We start from the raw sequence: 16510 nt of genomic DNA, 5'->3' as shown, positions 1-16510 counted from the left end.
GGCCCGGTCTCGTGAAAGAGGTGCGACTGTTAATGGTTCTCAATTCTATGCGGGGATCTGGGCGCAGGGCAATGGCAGTCCCGGAATTAGCCGCGCAAGATCCGGCGTTTTCCTGATCGACGGTTGAACTAAGCTGGACCCGCAGCGGACCTCTGGAGCCCCCAATGATTCTGGCCGACCTTTCACCCGAAGCCTTTAGTGAGGCCACCGACTACCTGGCATCGCTCGACCCTGACTGGGCACGCCACATTGCCGCCACCGGCCCGTGCTTGCACCAGGCCACACCGGAACGCGAGCCATATGAAGCCTTGGTGCGGGCCATCGCCTACCAGCAACTGCATGCCCGCGCCGCTGAGGCGATTCTGGCGCGGTTGCTGGCGTTGTTTCCCGATGTGGCGTTTCCGGAACCGAGCCAACTGTTGGCGACCACGCCGGAGGCGATGCGTGCATGCGGTTTTTCTGCCAGCAAACTGGCGACCATCCATGGCATCGCACAGGCCAGGATGGACGGCGTGATTCCTGACCGGCAGGAAGCATTGAGCCTGACCGACGATGCGTTGATCGAGCGTCTGGTCGCCTTGCGTGGGGTAGGGCGCTGGACCGTTGAAATGTTGCTGATCTACTGCCTGGAGCGCTCGGATATCCTGCCGGTGGACGACTTCGGCGTGCGCGAGGGTTACCGCCGGCTCAAAGGCTGGGACAAGGCACCGACGCCCGCACAGCTGCGCTCGCTCGGCGGCGCCTGGAGCCCCTATCGGACGGTAGCTGCGTGGTACCTGTGGCGGGCTTGAAAGCCAGCGGCAGGCAAGAACAGACAGAGGAAATCATGAGTCTTTACATCACCGATGCCCAACGCTGGCAAGCCGTTCAAAGCCGCGACAGCGCAGCCGCCGACGATTTCGTCTATGCCGTGCGCACCACCCAGGTGTACTGCCGCCCTGGTTGCAAATCGCGCATGGCCAAGCGTGAGAATGTCGTGTTCTTCGACGATGCCGCAGCGGCTCAAGCGGCCGGCTACCGACCTTGTCGCCGCTGCGGCGTCGACCATGACGCTGCAGCGGCTCGGCGCACCCAGCTGATCGCCCGGGCCTGTCGCCTGATCGAAGCTGGCGACAGTGCCGCCAACCTCGATCAGCTTGCCGCGCAACTGGCCGTCAGCCCTTTTCACCTGCATCGCCTGTTCAAGGCCGAGACCGGCCTTACTCCCAAGGCCTATGCCGCCGCATTTCGTGCCCGCGCCTTGCGCGAGCAACTGGGCGATGAGCAACGCTCGGTGACCGAGGCCATCTACGAGGCCGGCTACAACTCCAACAGCCGCTTTTACGAAACCGCCGGGCAGCGCCTGGGCATGCTGCCCAAGGCCTACAAGGCTGGCGGCGCTGGCGCGACGATTCGCTTCGCGCTGGGTGAATGTTCACTGGGGGCGATTCTGGTGGCGCAAAGCGAGAAGGGTATTTGCGCGATTTTGCTGGGTGACGACCCCGAAGCGCTGTTGCATGAGCTCCAGGACCAGTTCCCCAAGGCCAGCCTGATCGGCGGCGACAGCGAATTCGAACGACTGGTCGCTGAAGTGGTGGGGTTTGTCGAAGCCCCTTCCATCGGCCTGGCATTGCCCCTGGACGTCCAGGGCACGGCCTTCCAGGAGCGGGTCTGGCAGGCCCTGCGCGAAGTTCCGGCGGGCAGCCGGGTCAGCTACACCGACATCGCCGAGCGCATTGGCGCGCCCAAGGCAATGCGCGCCGTGGCGCAGGCCTGCGCCGCCAACCGCATTGCGGTGGCCATTCCGTGCCATCGGGTAGTGCGCCGCGACGGTGATGTCAGCGGCTACCGCTGGGGAGTGGAGCGCAAGGTCCAGTTGTTGACGCGAGAAACGGCACTCTCCTGATTGCCTGGAGCAGCGTAGAATCCCCCGCCAAATCGCGTTGTGAAGAGGAATTTTCGATGAGGCGTGTAAGCCTTGCCCGTTATTGCCTGGGCGTAATCGCCCTGATGCTGGCGCTGGCCACCCCAGCCTGGTCGGCACCGGCTACGCCGGTTTCGAACCTGGCGGGCGGTGAATTGCCGGTGTTGGCTGAAGACGCCAGCCTTGACCAATTGAACGAACGGCTCGACTTCATTCGCCAGGGCGTGACCAGCAACGCCAACGATGACTTGCTGTCGCAGCTGCGCCAAGCGGCCATTCAGGTCCAGCGTCAAGCCGATGTCCTGAGCTCTCAGCGGGCCACCGATGTGCAGAAACTCGACGACCAGCTCAAGGTCATCGGCCCCGCGCAACCCGATGAACCCCAGAGCCTTGCCCAGCAGCGCAAGCAGCTCGAAGCCGAGCACAAGGCAGTGCTCGCCGAGCAGGAGCAAGCCACCAAGCTGACCCAGTCGGCCCGTGACCTGTCCACGCAGATCGTCAACCTGCGCCGCAGCCAGTTCAACTCGCAGGTCACCAGTCGCGCTGCCAGCCCACTGAGCCCGGCTTTCTGGCAAACGCTGATCCGCCCCACCGAAGAGGACGTACTGCGCCTTCGCGACCTGCGCAGCGAAGCGGCCGATGCGGTGGCCAGTGCCTTCAGCGCCGAGCATCGCTGGCTGTTCATCACCAGTCTGGTGGCTGCGATTCTGGTCTGGACGCTGGTCCGTCGCGTACTCGAACGTCTGCTTGCCGATGCCATGGTCCGCTGGTTGCCGGAAGGGCGTCTGCGGCGTAGTGCGTTGGCCTTGAGTGTGAGCCTGGCCACCCTCGGCACCATCGCAGGCTCCGTCTCGCTGCTGCGTTGGGGCCTTGAGAGCAGCGCCGAGCTGGGCGCGGACCTGGCCAGCCTGACCAATCATATTCTCACCCTGGTCGTGTTCAGCGCCTTCATTTCGGGACTGGGCCGCGCCATGTTGATGCTGCAGCGCCCGTCCTGGCGCTTGCCGCCGATTCACGACGAAGTCGCCAGTGCCCTGGGTTGGTTCCCCAAGCTGCTGGCCCTGGCGCTGATGGTGATGCTGACCCAGGAGCGCATCAACAGCGTGATCGGCTCCAGTCTGGCGCTGACCGTCGCCACCAACGGCCTGACCGCGCTGGTGGTGGCGCTGATCTTCTCGGCAGCGCTGCTGCGCTACCGTCGTACCCTGCGCAAGCATGAGCTGGAGCGCCCGACCGGCTTGGCCGGGTTGATACCCTTCGTGATCGTGGTGTGGGTGGGGCTGATTCTGTTGGCGCTGCTCGCCGGCTACCTGACCTTGGCCTATTTCCTCACGGCCAAGTTGCTGTGGATCAGCGTGGTCGCCACCTGCGCCTACCTGCTGACCACATTCCTGGGAGACCTCTGCGAAACCTTGCTGTCGCCACGCCAGCCTGGCGGCCTGGCCCTGGCCTCGGCGCTGGGCCTTGCGCCGCGTCACCAGGCCCAGGCCAGCACTATCCTGGCCGGTATCGGTCGCACCGCGCTGTTGTTCCTGGCGTTGTTGCTGGCGCTGATGCCATCGGGCACCAGCCCGGGCGAGCTGCTGTTGAGCTTGGGCGACTGGGATGGCACGGGCGGCAAGGTGCTGGGCAACCTGAACATCGTGCCGCAAGACATCCTGCTGGCCTTGGTGATGTTCTTCGGCGGCCTGTTTGGTATCCGCGTGGTCAAGCGTTGGCTGAGCGAGCGCCTGCTGCCGGAGACCGACATGGATGCCGGCATGCGCGCGTCCCTGGTGACCCTGGTCGGTTACCTGGGCTTCCTGTTCCTGGCCATGCTGGTGATGTCGACCTTGCGCATCAACCTGACCAGCCTGACCTGGGTAGTCAGTGCCCTGTCGGTTGGTATCGGTTTCGGCTTGCAGCAGATCGTGCAGAACTTCATATCTGGCCTGATTCTACTCACCGAGCGTCCGGTCAAGGTGGGTGATTGGGTCAGCTTGGCTGGGGTCGAGGGTGATATTCGCCGTATCAACGTGCGCGCCACCGAAATCCAGATGTCTGACCGTTCGACGGTGATCGTGCCCAACTCGCAGTTCATTTCGCAGAACGTGCGTAACGTCACCATGGGCAATGCCCTGGGTGTGGTCGGCATCAGCCTGACCCTGCCGTTGGAGACCGATGCCAATCGGGTGCGTGAGTTGTTGCTGGCGGCGTATCGCGAGCACGAGTCGATTCTGGATGCGCCGGCCAGTTCGGTGACCTTCAAGGATCTCACGGCCAGCGGCATGGTGATCGCGGTCAGTGGTTATGTAGCGGGGCCGCGCCAGGTGTCGGGGACGCGCAGTGATCTGCTGTTCACCATCCTGGGCCGCTTGCGTGACGAAGGGATTTCCCTGTCTTCGCCGCAGAGTATGGTGCTGGTGCAGGAGGGGGCGCGTCCGGCTGACGAACAGGCATGAGGTGTGGGGCTGCTCTTGGGGCTGGCTTGGGATTTGTGGGGGGGCGCAAATCGAGCGCCGCCCGCGCGGCGCATCGCGAGCAAGGCTCGCTCCTACGTTTGTTTCGGGCCAGTAACGGCAGTGACGGGCGCGCGCGACTCGTAGCGCATCGCGAGCAAGGCTCGCGCCTACGTTTGTTTCGGGCCAGTAACGGCAGTGAAAGACGCGCGCGACTCGTAGGAGCGAGCCTTGCTCGCGATGCGCCGCGCAGGCGGCGCTCGGTCTCCCAGGCACCCAAGCTGGTCTGGCTAGCCCCCGTATTGCCCTTAACCCAAGCAGCGCGTCACATGCTTGACCGACAGATACCCCGACAACCCCCAAGGCCCGAGCTCGCGCCCGATGCCGCTGCCCTTGGTCCCGCCCCACGACGTTTCGACGAACACCGCCTGCACCGAGTTGATCCACACGTGCCCGACCTCCAGCGCATCGGCCACACGCTCGGCGCGCTCAAGGTCGGCGGAGCAGACGGTAGCGACCAGGCCAAAGCGGCTGTCATTGGCTTCGGCAATCGCCTGCGCTTCGGTCGAGAAGCGACGAGCACAGAGCACCGGCCCGAAGATTTCTTCCGTCCACAGGCGGCTGTCCTTCGGTACCTCGGCATACAGCGTGGGGCTGACGAACCAACCGTCACGGTCCAGCGCCTTGCCACCGGCCAGGCACTGCAAGCCCTCTTCACGCGCCGTGGCGAAGTAACTGGCCACTTTCAGCCATTGCGCCTGGCTAGTCAGCGGCCCCATGTCCACTTCCTCAATCAGCGGATTGCCAACCCGCAGCTTGTCCAAGGCTTGCTGCAGGCGCGGCAGCAATGCATCGGCGATGCCGTCCTGCACCAGCAGTCGTGAGGTGGCAGAGCACATCTGCCCGGCATTCCAGGTGATACCCGCGACGATCCAATCGACCGCCTGGTCGACATCGCAATCATCGAACACCACGATGGCCGATTTACCACCCAGCTCCAGCGTCACCGGCCGGCACTGGGCCGAAGCGCTGCGCATCACCTGGCTGCCAACACTGTTGCTGCCGGTGAACGACAGTTTGTCCAGGCCGTTGTGGCTGCTCAGGGCAGCGCCGGTTTCAGCCTTGCCGTTGACGATGTTCAGCACCCCTGCAGGCAGGCCCAGGGTGTCGGCGATCTGGCCGTAGGCCTGTTCGATAAGCGGGGTCACTTCCGATGGCTTGAGCACCACGGTGCAGCCGGCCGCTAGGGCTGGGGCGAGCTTCCAGGCGCTGGTCACCAATGGGAAGTTCCACGGTACGATCAGGCCCACCACGCCCACCGGCTCCAGCCGCGTGCGGGCGGTGAAGCCGGGCGCGGCCAGTGGCACGTCGCGGTTCTTTGCCGGCAGCTGTTCGGCGAGGTCGGCGTAGTAGGCAAAGGTGGCCACGGCGTCGTCCAGGTCAATTTCGGCCTCGTGGCGTGGCTTGCCGTTATTGCGCATCTGCAAGCCGATCAGCTCTTCACGGCGTTGCCCAAGCTGCTCGGCAAAGCCGCGCAGGAACGCCGCGCGTGCGGCGGCGCTGACGGCTTTCCAGGTGGTCAGTGCCTGGCGGGCGGCGGCGACCGCCTGGTCGACCTGGGCCACGCTGGCGGCCCTCAGCTCGGCGAACGGCTGGCCGAGCGACGGGTCGTTGACGGTGATGCAATCGCTGCCCTGGCCTTCGACCCAGCGGCCAGCGATGTAGTGGGAATGGGTCATGGTCGGACTCCGGTCAGGCCATTTCGGCAGTGGTTACGGGCAGGTGCGGGGTGCGTTTGCTGGGCACCCAGCGAGGGCCATTGGGGCCATACACGCCTGCAGGTTCAGGGAACACGTTGAGCAGAATGAGGTACAGCACTCCGGCCAGCCCGAGGGTCACCGGCAAGCTCAGGTCGATGCCGCCAGCCAGGTCGCCCAGCGGGCCGACGAATTGCCCAGGCAGGTTCACGAAGCACAGGCCCACCGCCGCACTCGGGATCCATGCGCCCATGCCTCGCCAGTTCCAGCCGTGCAGGAACCAGTAGTGACCGCCGCGCTGGCCGCGGGTGAACACTTGCAGGTCGTCGGCGTGGTAGAAGCCACGGCGGGTGATCAGGCCAAGGATCATGATCACCATCCAAGGGCTGGTACAGGTGATGATCAGCACGGCGAAGGTCGACACGCTCTGCACCAGGTTGAAGGTGAAGCGACCGATGAAGATGAAGGCGATCGCGGCTACGCCGATCAGCAGGGTCGCCCCGGCGCGGCTGAGCAGGCGTGGGAACACGCTGGACATGTCCAGGCCGGTGCCGTACAGCGCGGTGGTGCCGGTCGACATGCCGCCGATCACCGCGATCAGGCATACCGGCAGGAAGAACCAGCTTGGCGAAATCGCCAGCAGGCCGCCGACGTAGTTGTTGGCGGCGATGTAGTCGGGCGCCTGGCTGGCCACCAGGGTGGCGGTGCACAGGCCGAACAGGAACGGGATCAGCGTTGCGACCTGGGCGGCGATGACCGCCAGCATGATGCGTGCCTTTGGCGTTTCCCGCGGGATGTAGCGCGACCAGTCGCCAAGGAAGGCGCCGAACGACACCGGGTTGCTCATGGCCAGGATCGCTGCACCGACGAACGCTGCCCAGAAGCCAGGCTGGCCGAGGTTCACGCTACCGGCAAAGTCCGCGTCGAAAGGCCCGGCAAAGGCGAAGATGCCCAGCAGGAACAGCAGGCTCGACGCCCACACGGCAATCTTGTTGACCCACAGCATGAAGCGGAAGCCGAAGATGCACACTACCAGCACCAGCACGGCGAACAGACCGTAGGCCAGGCCCAGGGTGAGGTCGGTTTCCGGCAGCCCGGCCAGGCGCTTGGCACCACCTACCAGGGCGTCGCCCGAACTCCAGACCGACAGCGAGAAGAACGCCACTGCCGTGAGCAGTGAGAGGAACGACCCGACGATTCGTCCATGCACGCCGAAGTGCGCGCCCGAGGACACTGCGTTGTTGGTGCCGTTGAGTGCACCGAACAGGCCCATTGGCGCAAGGATCAGCGAACCGACACCGACGCCCAGCACAATGGCCCAGACCCCGGCCTGAAACGACAGCCCGAACAGCACCGGGAAGCTGCCCAGTACCGCCGTGGCGAATGTGTTGGCGCCGCCGAAGATCAGGCGGAACAGGTCCAGTGGGGAAGCGTCGCGTTGATCGTCGGGGATCTGTTCGACGCCATTGGTCTCGATACCGGTCGAGTGGCTCATGATGATGCTCCAGCGCGGTTGTTGTAGGTCGGCGCGGTGCGCGGACCCTCTTGTGGGTGCGATGGCAGAGCGGCAAGGCCGCGTAAAAGGTGTAGGTCAGGCGGCGGTGACGACCGACAAGTGCTCGTGGCACGCCAGCCAGCGTTCGCCCTGGCGACGGAACACGATGGTTTCGCGCTCGGCCAGTTGGTGCTCTTGATCGGCCATGCGGATATGCGTGGCGACATCGTGCATGAACACCGCCACATCGCCTTGCAGGCTCACATGCACATTGCTCGACCGGCACGCCAGCACGGCGAACCCTTCGGCTTGCCATTGCGCCCAGAGGTCTTCGTAGGCGCGACGAGAAAGCAGCGGCTGCGGCAAGGTATGGAACAGGAAGGTGGCGTCTTCGCTGAAGCAGGCGAAGTAGCGGGCGGTATCGTTGCTGGCGAAGGCTTCGACGAGGTCGGCAGCGGCCTGCCGTACCTGGAGTGTCTGGTCCACGGGAGTGGCCTCACGGTTTTTGTGATTGTGGTGAAGCGATTCTGGTGGGGGGCGCTGACGGGAAAAATCGCTGGCAGGAAATAATTAGTTCAGGAATTTGTGAAGTGACCAGGGGAGGATGCCCATCCGTGGCGTATTGCCGAAACCAGCGCGCTGCGCAGCCCTTGCCGACTGGCGGTCATCCTGTCTGCGCATCCTTGCCTACGCTGAAGTACCCACGCACAGAAGCAAGGAGTTGCGCCATGACGTTCCAATACAAGCGCCTGGACAAGAACGATGCCGCGGTACTGCTGGTCGACCACCAGGCCGGCCTGCTCTCGCTGGTACGGGATATCGACCCCGACCGTTTCAAGAACAACGTGCTGGCCCTGTCGGACCTGGCCAAGTACTTCAAGCTGCCCACCATCCTCACCACCAGTTTCGAAACCGGCCCCAATGGCCCGCTGGTGCCCGAGCTCAAGGCGCAGTTCCCCGACGCCCCGTACATCGCCCGTCCCGGCAACATCAACGCCTGGGACAACGAAGACTTCGTCAAGGCGGTGAAAGCGACCGGCAAGAAACAACTGATCATCGCCGGCGTGGTCACCGAGGTGTGCGTGGCCTTCCCGGCGCTGTCGGCACTGGAAGAAGGCTTCGAGGTGTTCGTCGTCACCGACGCCTCCGGCACTTTCAACGAACTCACCCGCGACTCGGCCTGGCGCCGCATGGAAGCGGCCGGGGCACAGCTGATGACCTGGTTCGGCGTGGCCTGCGAGTTGCACCGCGACTGGCGCAACGACATCGAAGGGCTGGGAACGCTGTTCTCCAACCACATCCCCGACTACCGCAACCTGATGACCAGTTACAACAAGCTGGCCAAGTAAAGCAGCGGTGCGACGCTTGCGGGGCAGCAGCGAGCCCCGCGAGCCATCCAGCAAACCCCCATTAATCGACCATACTCAGTCATCATTCGCCTCCGGGAGCAGGCCATGTCCAAGTCGGCCAAAAAGAAAGCCACCCAGTCATCCGACGAAAAGCTCAGCGGCAAGGACTATGAGAAAGCGCTCAAGTCCCTGCACGTCGAACTGGTCAAGCTTCAGGAATGGGTCGTGGCCAAGGGCCTTAAGGTATGCATCGTTTTCGAAGGCCGTGATGGCGCGGGCAAGGGCGGGACCATCAAGGCCATCACCGAGCGGGTCAGTCCACGAGTCTTTCGGGTGGTTGCGTTACCGGCACCCACCGAGCGGGAAAAGACCCAGATGTACGTGCAACGCTACCTGGGCCACCTGCCTGCCGCTGGCGAGGTGGTGATCTTCGACCGCAGCTGGTACAACCGCGCCGGGGTCGAGCGGGTGATGGGGTTCTGCACCGAGGAGCAAGCCAACAAGTTCCTCACCGTGGTGCCGCTGTTCGAGAAGATGATGGTCGAGTCTGGGATCATTCTGATCAAGTACTGGCTTGAAGTCAGTGCAGAGGAGCAGACCCGACGGCTGCAGGACCGCATCAACGATGGGCGCAAACTGTGGAAGCTGTCGCCGATGGACCTGAAGTCCTATTCACGTTGGGACGACTACACCCATGCCCGTGACGAAATGTTCGCCGCCTCGGACTCATCCTGGGCGCCCTGGTTCATGGCGCACTCCAATGACAAGCGGCGCGCGCGGCTCAATATCATCAGCCACCTGCTGTCGCGCATCGAGTACAAGGACGTGACCCGCGAAGAGATCGTCAAGCTGCCCAAGCGCGGCAAGATCGGCAAGTACAAGTCCGTGGACTACCCCTTCAAGGTGGTGCCGGAACGGTTTTGACACGTGTGAAACAGCCCGTCAGTTGGCAGTCGGCGTTGGCAAGAGGGTCCGTATCGACAGTCGGGGTTCGCTTCCGACAAAGCCAGGGGATAAGCGGCCATGCCACACGACGGCAGTCTGCTACAGGCGACAGTGGTCTTCTTGCTGGCCGTGGTGCTGTTGGTGCCACTGGCGCAGCGTCTGAAACTGGGGGCGGTACCGGGCTATCTGCTGGCCGGTATCCTCATCGGCCCATCCATGTTGGGCTTGATCAACCATCCCGAGAACGTTTCCCGCCTCTCCGAAATGGGCGTGGTGATGCTGTTGTTCGTGATTGGCCTGGAGCTTTCGCCGCGCCGCCTGTGGACCATGCGCCGGTCGCTGTTCGGCGTTGGCTCGCTGCAGGTGGCGCTGACCGCCGTGGTGCTGGGGTTGCTGGCGTACCTGGTGTTCGGCCAGCCGAGGGCGGCGGCGATTGTGCTGGGCCTGGGCCTGGCGCTGTCGTCCACCGCCTTCGGTTTGCAGGTGCTGGCAGAGCGCCGGGAACTGGGTAAGCCGCAAGGGCGACTGGCTGTGAGTATCCTGTTGTTCCAGGACATCGCGGCCATTCCGCTGATCGCCGTGGTACCCCTGCTTGGTACCGGTATCAGTCCGCCGGAGGAGGGTAGTTGGCCATTGTTGGCGGTGGCATTGGGCGTTGGTTTGGTGATCGTGACGGGTCGCTACCTGCTGCAACCGGTATTCCGCTGGACCGTCGGCTCGGGGCTGCATGAACTGTCGACCGCTACGGCATTGCTGGTGGTGCTGGGCACCGCCTGGGTAATGGAGCATGTCGGGGTTTCCATGGCCTTGGGCGCTTTCCTCGCGGGTGTGGTGATGGCCGATTCGCCGTTTCGCCATGAGTTGGAGTCCCAGGTCGAGCCACTCAAGGGGCTGCTGTTGGGGCTGTTCTTCGTCGGCGTGGGGATGACCGCCGACTTGCGCCTGCTGCTGAGCATGCCGGTGCAAGTGTTGGGGCTCACCGTGTTGCTGGTGGGGGTCAAGTTACCGCTGCTGTTCATGCTTGGACGCACCGCGGGCGGCCTGGAGCGGGCCCAGGCACTGTGCCTGGCGGTGGTGCTGGCCTCGGGCGGTGAGTTCGCCTTCGTGGTGTTCAAGCTGGCGTTGGAGCATCGAGTGCTGGAGCAGCAGGTACACGACCTGCTGGTGCTCGCCATCACCCTGTCGATGGCCGTGGTGCCGCTGGTGATGATGGCCCTGGCCCGCCAGTTGCGCGATGACGCGACGGTGGCCGCAGCCGCTGCGGCCCTGCCGGAAGTCGACGAAACACCCCAGGTAGTGGTGGCCGGCCTCGGGCGCATGGGCGGTGCCATCGTGCGCATGCTGCATGGCGAGGGCGTGCGCCTGGTGGCGCTGGACACTTCGATCGAGTCAGTAAGCCGCAGCAGCGAGCCGGATGGCCCACTGGTGTTCTTTGGCGACCCGTCTCGCTCGGAGATCCTGCGGGCGGCCAGGGTCGACCAGGCCAAGCTGGTGATCGTCGCTACCGACGACCCGCAGGCCAACCTCAAGGCTGCCGATGTGCTGGCGCATCTTTATCCACAGACCCCAGTGATCGCCGCTGCGCGTGACAGCCAGGAGGCGCTGCGGCTGCTTGCCATGGGCGTCGATCCAGTGCGCGAGACCTTCCATTCCAGCCTGGAGATGGCGCGCCGGGCCCTTATCACGTTGGGGTACAGCGAAGAGCAGGCGTCGGCCTGGGTTCAGCGATACCAACGGCAAGAGGCACGCAGGCTGCTGGATCAGCAGCACGGCAAGGGTGATTTTCCAGGTGCTCGCTGAGCGCCCTGAAGCTTCGCGGCACAGACACGCGCCATGGGGCGCACTGATCGTTCATCCGCTGAATGCGGCCAGGAGGTGAACCATGCAGTCGGGTTTCAAGCTGGACAGCGCCCTGTCGCGAGGGCTGCTCGACGTGCTGATCAAGGCCGGGCTGGTGGCGGCCCTGGTGATCTTTGCCTTTCAGGTGTTCGAGCCGTTTCTGGAGCTAATGCTCTGGGCGGTGATCCTGGCGGTCACCTTGTATCCGCTTTATAGCCGGATCAAGCGCCGTATCGGTCTGAAAAACGGGTATGTCGCAACGCTCGTGGTCTTGCTCGTGCTGGTGGTGTTGTTGGTCCCGATCTATCTGGTGGTGGTTTCCATTGGCGAGTCCGTTCATAGCCTGGTGGCGCTGCTCAAGGAGGGCGGTTGGAGTGTGCCTGCGCCACCGGAATCAGTGGCAGGCTGGCCCCTCATCGGCCCTCGGCTGTATGCCTTCTGGCAGTCGGCTTCCGAAAGCCTGGCCCCGGTGATGAACAACCTGATGCCACATCTCAAAGGCGTAGGGCTGAGCATGCTGGGCGCCGCGGCGAGTGCGGGCGGGGCGTTCCTGTTGTTCATCGGTGCCGTGATCATCTCGGGTGTGATCATGGCCTTCGGCGAGCGTGGCGAGATTGCAGCACAGCGCATCGCCATGCGGGTATCCGGCGAAGAGCGCGGCAAGCCGTTGGCCAAACTGTGCACCGCGACGATACGGGCGGTCGCCCAGGGCGTGATTGGCATCGCCTTTATCCAGATGCTGCTGATTGGCGTCGGTTTCGTGGTCAAGGGCGTGCCGGGGGCGGGCATGTTGGCGATCGTTGTGTTGATGCTGGGGATCGCCCAGGCGCCAGCGACCCTGGTGACCGTTCCGGTGATCATCTACGTATTCAATGTCGAGGGTTTCACCGCTGCGACCATTGTCTTTGCCGTCTACACCTTCGTCGCGGGGCTTGCCGACAACGTGCTCAAACCGCTGCTGCTGGGGCGCGGGGTGGACGTGCCGATGCCGGTGGTGTTGATCGGAGCCTTGGGCGGCATGGTGGTCAAGGGCATCATCGGTTTGTTCATAGGCCCGGTCATCCTCGGCGTTGCCTATGTGCTTTTCTGGCAGTGGGTGGCGTTGCAGGTGCCGGAGCAACCTGTGCCGCCAGCAGCATGAGCCAGGCCTGTCATGCCCAAGCGCTGCCATGGCCTGATCCTGTTGCTGGTGCTCACCGGCTGTAGCCAGGTCGGCCCGGATTTCGCGGCGCCCCAGGACCGGTGGTTGCAAGGCTGGAGCACACCCCTGCTGGAACAGGCGGGGCGTACCGCACCGACACCTGATCTGAGCCGGTGGTGGGCGGTGTTCGCCGACCCGACGCTGGATGCGCTGATTGCCGAGGCTGACGCCCAGAATACCAACCTGCGGGTGGCAGGCCTGCGCATCGTCGAGGCACGTGCGCAACTGGCCATTGTGCAGACCGGACGCTATCCCCAGTTGCAGCAGTTACGTGCGCAAAGCCTGTACCTCAAGCAGGACCAGTCCGGCACCCCGACCGCTCGTGACTCGGTGTTCTGGCAGTCCAGCCTGGGTTTCGACATTGCCTGGGAGGTGGATTTCTGGGGACGATTCAGCCGCGCCATCGAGTCGGCCGATGCCGCCTACTTCGCCTCCCAGGCCAACTATGCCGACGCCATGGTGCTGCTGCGCGCGCAGGTGGCCGACACCTATTTCGGCTTGCGCACCGCCGAGGCGCGCCTGGCCATCGCCCAAGAAAACGCCAGGCGCCAGGCCCGCAGCCTGGAAATCACCGAGCGATTGTTCCGCCATGGCGAAAACGACGAGCTGGACTGGCAGCAGGCGCGCACGCAGTACCTGGCCACCCAGGCGACCATTCCCGAGTTCCAGAACCAGGTGAATGCCTTGCGAAATGTGCTGTGTTCGCTGATCGGCCGGCCGCCTGGTCCGTTGCCGGAGCTCGAAGCGCGCCATGGCCAGTTGCCTCTGCCGGATCGGGCGGTTCTGCAGGACGTGCCCGCCAACCTGCTGCAACGCCGCCCGGATATCCGCGCCGCCGAGCAGGCGGTGGCGGCGCAGTCGGCCCTGGTGGGCGTGGCCGAGGCTGATCTTTATCCGTCGTTGAGCTTGCTGGGCAGCATTGGCTGGAGCTTCGTCACGGCCAATCACGTGCCCGATACGTTCGACCTCGCAGCCGGACCGAGCCTGATCTGGAACCCGTTCGACTATGGCCGGCGCAAGAACGCCGTGCGGGTGGAGGATGCGCGTTTGCAGCAGTTGATCGAGCGGTATCACCAGAATGTGCGCGACGCTGCACGCGAGGCGGACGATGCCGCCAGCGGCCTGGTGCGCTCGCTGGAAAGCGCCGGTATTCGCCAGCAGGCGTCGCAGGCCGCGCAACGTTCGTTGAGCTTGGCCAGCTCGCAGTACCGTGAGGGCTTCGCCGATTTTCAGCGGGTGCTCGATGCCCAGCAGCTGCTGTTGCAGCAGCAGGACGGCTACCTGGTCAGCCGAGGCAACGCCGTCAGCAGCCTGGTGAGCCTGTACAAGGCGCTAGGTGGAGGCTGGGAGCAGGTTGGTGAGCCGATCCCGCCAGCGACCCGCCAGCAGATGCAACAACGCACCGACTGGGGAACGCTGCTCGATGGGCCAGCCCCTGAACATCAGGAAACAGGTACGCGAAGATGAGCGACGCCCAGGGTACACCGCCGACACCAGCAGCACCGGACCGGGGCATGCGCTGGGTGCTGCTGCTGATTGTCGTCAGCCTGGTCTGGTACCTGCTGGCCGACCGCTTCACGCCTTACACCCAGCAGGCCCGCTTGCAGGCCTACGTGGTACCGGTCAGTGCCGAAGTGGCAGGCCAGATCAGGCGGGTGGCGGTGGGCAACAACCAGGAAGTGCGCAGGGGCGATGTGCTGTTCGAACTGGACCCCGAGCAGTACCGCATCGCGTTGGCACGGGCCGAAGCGGACCTGGACACCATGCGCCGGCAGATCGGCGCCCATACTGCTGGCATCGACTCGGCCCAGGCCGCGCTGGTGGCCGCCCAGGCCAACGAGCGCAAGGCGCGGCAAGATGCCGAACGGTTGAAGCGGCTGATCGACGAGGACCCCGGCACGGTGTCGGTGCGGCGTCTGGAAGGGGCCCAGGCGACCCGCGACCAGGCCATCAGCCAGGTCGCCGCAGCCCGCGCGGAAGTCGAGCGGGCCCGTGAACAGCAGGGCGGGGCTGAAGCGGACAACGCCCAGTTGCGCAGTGCCGCGGCCAATGTGCAAAAGGCCCGTCTGGACCTGGCGCGCACCGTGGTACGGGCCGAGGCCAATGGCCTGATCACCGACCTGCGTACCGATGTGGGCCACTACGTCGCGGCAGGCAGCCCGATGATGACCCTGATCGCCATCCATGATCTGTGGATAAGTGCCGACATGACCGAGAACAACCTTGGCTACCTGCAGTCCGGTACGCCGGTACTGGTGGTGCTCGATGCACTACCGGGCAAGGTGCTGCGCGGGCGTGTGCGCAGTATTGGCCGTGGCGTGAGCGTTGGTCAGAGTACCCCGCCGGGCAGCTTACCGACGGTGCAGAACAGCCGTGAGTGGTTGCGTTCGGCGCAACGCTTTCCGGTAATCGTCGAGCTGGAACGCGATCAGCTGCAAAGCGCTGCCGGCCTGCGGGTAGGCGGTCAGGCCGAAGTCATGGCGCTGCCTCGCGAAGGCAACCCGCTGAACCTGTTGGCCAGGGTGTTCATGTGGCTGATGAGCTGGATGTCCTATGCCTATTGAGCTGCGTCGCTTGCGCGCCCTGCGCTTGGCGTGGGGCACGGCGTTGTGCCTGGCGGTCAGTTTCGGCCTTGGCCTGCCGGTGCCGATTCTGGCGCCTGTGTTCGCCGTGCTGCTGCTGGCGATGCGCAGCCAACCTCTGCCGTTGCGCGCCGCGCCGTTGCTGGCACTGCTGGTGCTGCTCAGTTGCGGCAGTGGCCTGTTGCTGATTCCGTTGCTGCGCCATGCCCCGGTCAGCGGGGTGCTGGTGGTTGGCACCGGCGTATACCTGGTACTGCGCTATGCCCTGCTGGGGGGCAACGGCTTGCTGGCGAACCTGCTGGTCATCGGCCTGACCATGATCGCCGCGGCAGGCACAAGTGACTTCACCCTGGCGCTGTCGGTGGTCGAGGCCATGGCCAAGGGCATGCTCCTGGCAACCCTGGGCTGTGCCCTGGCGCATCTGTTGTTCCCCGAACCTGCCGATGCTCCCGTCCCATCCCCCCCGGCACGGCTGAATGACAATGAGGTTGGGTGGGTGGCCTTGCGTGCCACCCTGATCGTGATGCCAGCGTTTCTGTTGGCATTGATCGCACCGGACACGTTCATGCCGCTGATCATGAAATCGGTGAGCTTGGGGCAACAGGCCGGCGAGACCCACGCGCGGCATGCCAGCCGCGAATTGATCGGTTCGACCCTGCTGGCCGGGGCGCTGGCGATCCTGCTGTGGGGTGCGCTTGGCCTGTTCGTGCACCTGTGGATGTTCTTCTTGTGGGGGCTGCTGTTCTGTCTTTGGCAGGCGCGCAGGCTCTACCAGGCAGTGATGACGCAGCAGACGCCGGCTTTTTGGATCAGTTGCCTGACGACGTTCCTGATCCTTCTGGGGCAATCGGTGCAGGACAGTGCAGCCGGGCAGGATGTGTACCGTGCGTTTGCCGTGCGCATGGCACTGTTCGTCGCGGTGTCGTTGTATGCCAGCGCGATGCTGATCTGGATCGACAGGCGTCGTGCCAGGCAGGTCGTCACGCCGTGATGTCATCCGC

General features: G+C 64.5%; 13 protein-coding genes. 10 read left to right on the top strand and 3 right to left on the bottom strand.

The annotated features are described in order from the left end of the window. Positions 1–164: 164 nt before the first annotated feature. Genes IF103_RS20550 through IF103_RS20540 form a run of 3 tightly spaced genes read left to right on the top strand, consistent with a single transcriptional unit; the run spans position 165 to position 4344 of the window. Positions 165–791, top strand: a complete 627-nt coding sequence (locus tag IF103_RS20550) for a DNA-3-methyladenine glycosylase family protein (protein ID WP_023382375.1) — start codon at positions 165–167, stop codon at positions 789–791. 35 nt (positions 792–826) lie between these two features. Further along, positions 827–1885: a bifunctional DNA-binding transcriptional regulator/O6-methylguanine-DNA methyltransferase Ada gene (gene ada, locus IF103_RS20545; protein WP_023382374.1), complete on the top strand. Its 1059-nt coding sequence runs from the start codon at positions 827–829 to the stop codon at positions 1883–1885. 56 nt (positions 1886–1941) lie between these two features. Beyond that, positions 1942–4344 carry a DUF3772 domain-containing protein gene (locus tag IF103_RS20540; RefSeq protein ID WP_023382373.1) on the top strand — a complete coding sequence of 801 codons (2403 nt, stop codon included), beginning with the start codon at positions 1942–1944 and terminating at the stop codon, positions 4342–4344. Positions 4345–4649: 305 nt separating this feature from the next. On the opposite strand, the gene IF103_RS20535 is transcribed toward IF103_RS20540, so the two are convergent. The 3 genes from IF103_RS20535 to IF103_RS20525 form a co-directional block, all read right to left on the bottom strand. Further along, the gene (locus tag IF103_RS20535) at positions 4650–6080 is read right to left on the bottom strand and encodes an aldehyde dehydrogenase family protein (protein ID WP_202675632.1); all 1431 of its coding nucleotides are present in this window, start codon (positions 6078–6080) and stop codon (positions 4650–4652) included. A gap of 13 nt (positions 6081–6093) precedes the next feature. After that, complete coding sequence (locus IF103_RS20530) at positions 6094–7593, bottom strand: purine-cytosine permease family protein (RefSeq protein WP_023382371.1); 1500 nt, start codon at positions 7591–7593, stop codon at positions 6094–6096. Between the two features lie 96 nt (positions 7594–7689). Continuing rightward, positions 7690–8079 (bottom strand): YybH family protein, encoded by a 390-nt coding sequence (locus tag IF103_RS20525; RefSeq protein ID WP_023382370.1) that lies wholly within the window; start codon positions 8077–8079, stop codon positions 7690–7692. Between the two features lie 242 nt (positions 8080–8321). On the opposite strand from IF103_RS20525, the gene ycaC reads away from it, so the two are divergent. From ycaC to IF103_RS20490, 7 genes are all read left to right on the top strand, one after another. Then, entirely contained in the window at positions 8322–8942 is a 621-nt protein-coding gene (gene ycaC / locus IF103_RS20520) for an isochorismate family cysteine hydrolase YcaC (RefSeq protein WP_023382369.1), read from the top strand. A 105-nt stretch (positions 8943–9047) separates the two neighbouring features. After that, on the top strand, positions 9048–9866 hold the full coding sequence (gene ppk2, locus IF103_RS20515; protein WP_023382368.1) for a polyphosphate kinase 2: 819 nt from the start codon (positions 9048–9050) through the stop codon (positions 9864–9866). A 99-nt stretch (positions 9867–9965) separates the two neighbouring features. Further along, entirely contained in the window at positions 9966–11687 is a 1722-nt protein-coding gene (locus IF103_RS20510; protein ID WP_023382367.1) for a monovalent cation:proton antiporter-2 (CPA2) family protein, read from the top strand. Between the two features lie 82 nt (positions 11688–11769). Then, complete coding sequence (locus IF103_RS20505) at positions 11770–12867, top strand: AI-2E family transporter (protein WP_023382366.1); 1098 nt, start codon at positions 11770–11772, stop codon at positions 12865–12867. 12 nt (positions 12868–12879) lie between these two features. Continuing rightward, positions 12880–14394 (top strand): efflux transporter outer membrane subunit, encoded by a 1515-nt coding sequence (locus tag IF103_RS20500; RefSeq protein ID WP_027907464.1) that lies wholly within the window; start codon positions 12880–12882, stop codon positions 14392–14394. Continuing rightward, on the top strand, positions 14391–15491 hold the full coding sequence (locus tag IF103_RS20495) for an HlyD family secretion protein (RefSeq protein ID WP_027907463.1): 1101 nt from the start codon (positions 14391–14393) through the stop codon (positions 15489–15491). The genes IF103_RS20500 and IF103_RS20495 overlap by 4 nt, the downstream gene beginning before the upstream one ends. Then, entirely contained in the window at positions 15481–16500 is a 1020-nt protein-coding gene (locus tag IF103_RS20490; RefSeq protein ID WP_023382363.1) for a DUF2955 domain-containing protein, read from the top strand. The genes IF103_RS20495 and IF103_RS20490 overlap by 11 nt, the downstream gene beginning before the upstream one ends. Positions 16501–16510: the final 10 nt, after the last annotated feature.

Source organism: Pseudomonas sp. SK2 (assembly GCF_016772395.1).
GTDB lineage: Bacteria > Pseudomonadota > Gammaproteobacteria > Pseudomonadales > Pseudomonadaceae > Aquipseudomonas > Aquipseudomonas taiwanensis.
The sequence above is the reverse complement of the archived record's forward strand: the minus strand, read 5'-3'. Positions and strand labels throughout refer to the sequence as shown.

Coding starts and splice junctions, on each gene's coding strand:
- IF103_RS20550 (WP_023382375.1), top strand. CDS start 165: ATGATTCTGGCCGACCTTTCACCCGAAGCCTTTAGTGAGGCCACCGAC.
- ada (WP_023382374.1), top strand. CDS start 827: ATGAGTCTTTACATCACCGATGCCCAACGCTGGCAAGCCGTTCAAAGC.
- IF103_RS20540 (WP_023382373.1), top strand. CDS start 1,942: ATGAGGCGTGTAAGCCTTGCCCGTTATTGCCTGGGCGTAATCGCCCTG.
- IF103_RS20535 (WP_202675632.1), bottom strand. CDS start 6,080: ATGACCCATTCCCACTACATCGCTGGCCGCTGGGTCGAAGGCCAGGGC.
- IF103_RS20530 (WP_023382371.1), bottom strand. CDS start 7,593: ATGAGCCACTCGACCGGTATCGAGACCAATGGCGTCGAACAGATCCCC.
- ycaC (WP_023382369.1), top strand. CDS start 8,322: ATGACGTTCCAATACAAGCGCCTGGACAAGAACGATGCCGCGGTACTG.
- ppk2 (WP_023382368.1), top strand. CDS start 9,048: ATGTCCAAGTCGGCCAAAAAGAAAGCCACCCAGTCATCCGACGAAAAG.
- IF103_RS20510 (WP_023382367.1), top strand. CDS start 9,966: ATGCCACACGACGGCAGTCTGCTACAGGCGACAGTGGTCTTCTTGCTG.
- IF103_RS20505 (WP_023382366.1), top strand. CDS start 11,770: ATGCAGTCGGGTTTCAAGCTGGACAGCGCCCTGTCGCGAGGGCTGCTC.
- IF103_RS20500 (WP_027907464.1), top strand. CDS start 12,880: ATGCCCAAGCGCTGCCATGGCCTGATCCTGTTGCTGGTGCTCACCGGC.
- IF103_RS20495 (WP_027907463.1), top strand. CDS start 14,391: ATGAGCGACGCCCAGGGTACACCGCCGACACCAGCAGCACCGGACCGG.
- IF103_RS20490 (WP_023382363.1), top strand. CDS start 15,481: ATGCCTATTGAGCTGCGTCGCTTGCGCGCCCTGCGCTTGGCGTGGGGC.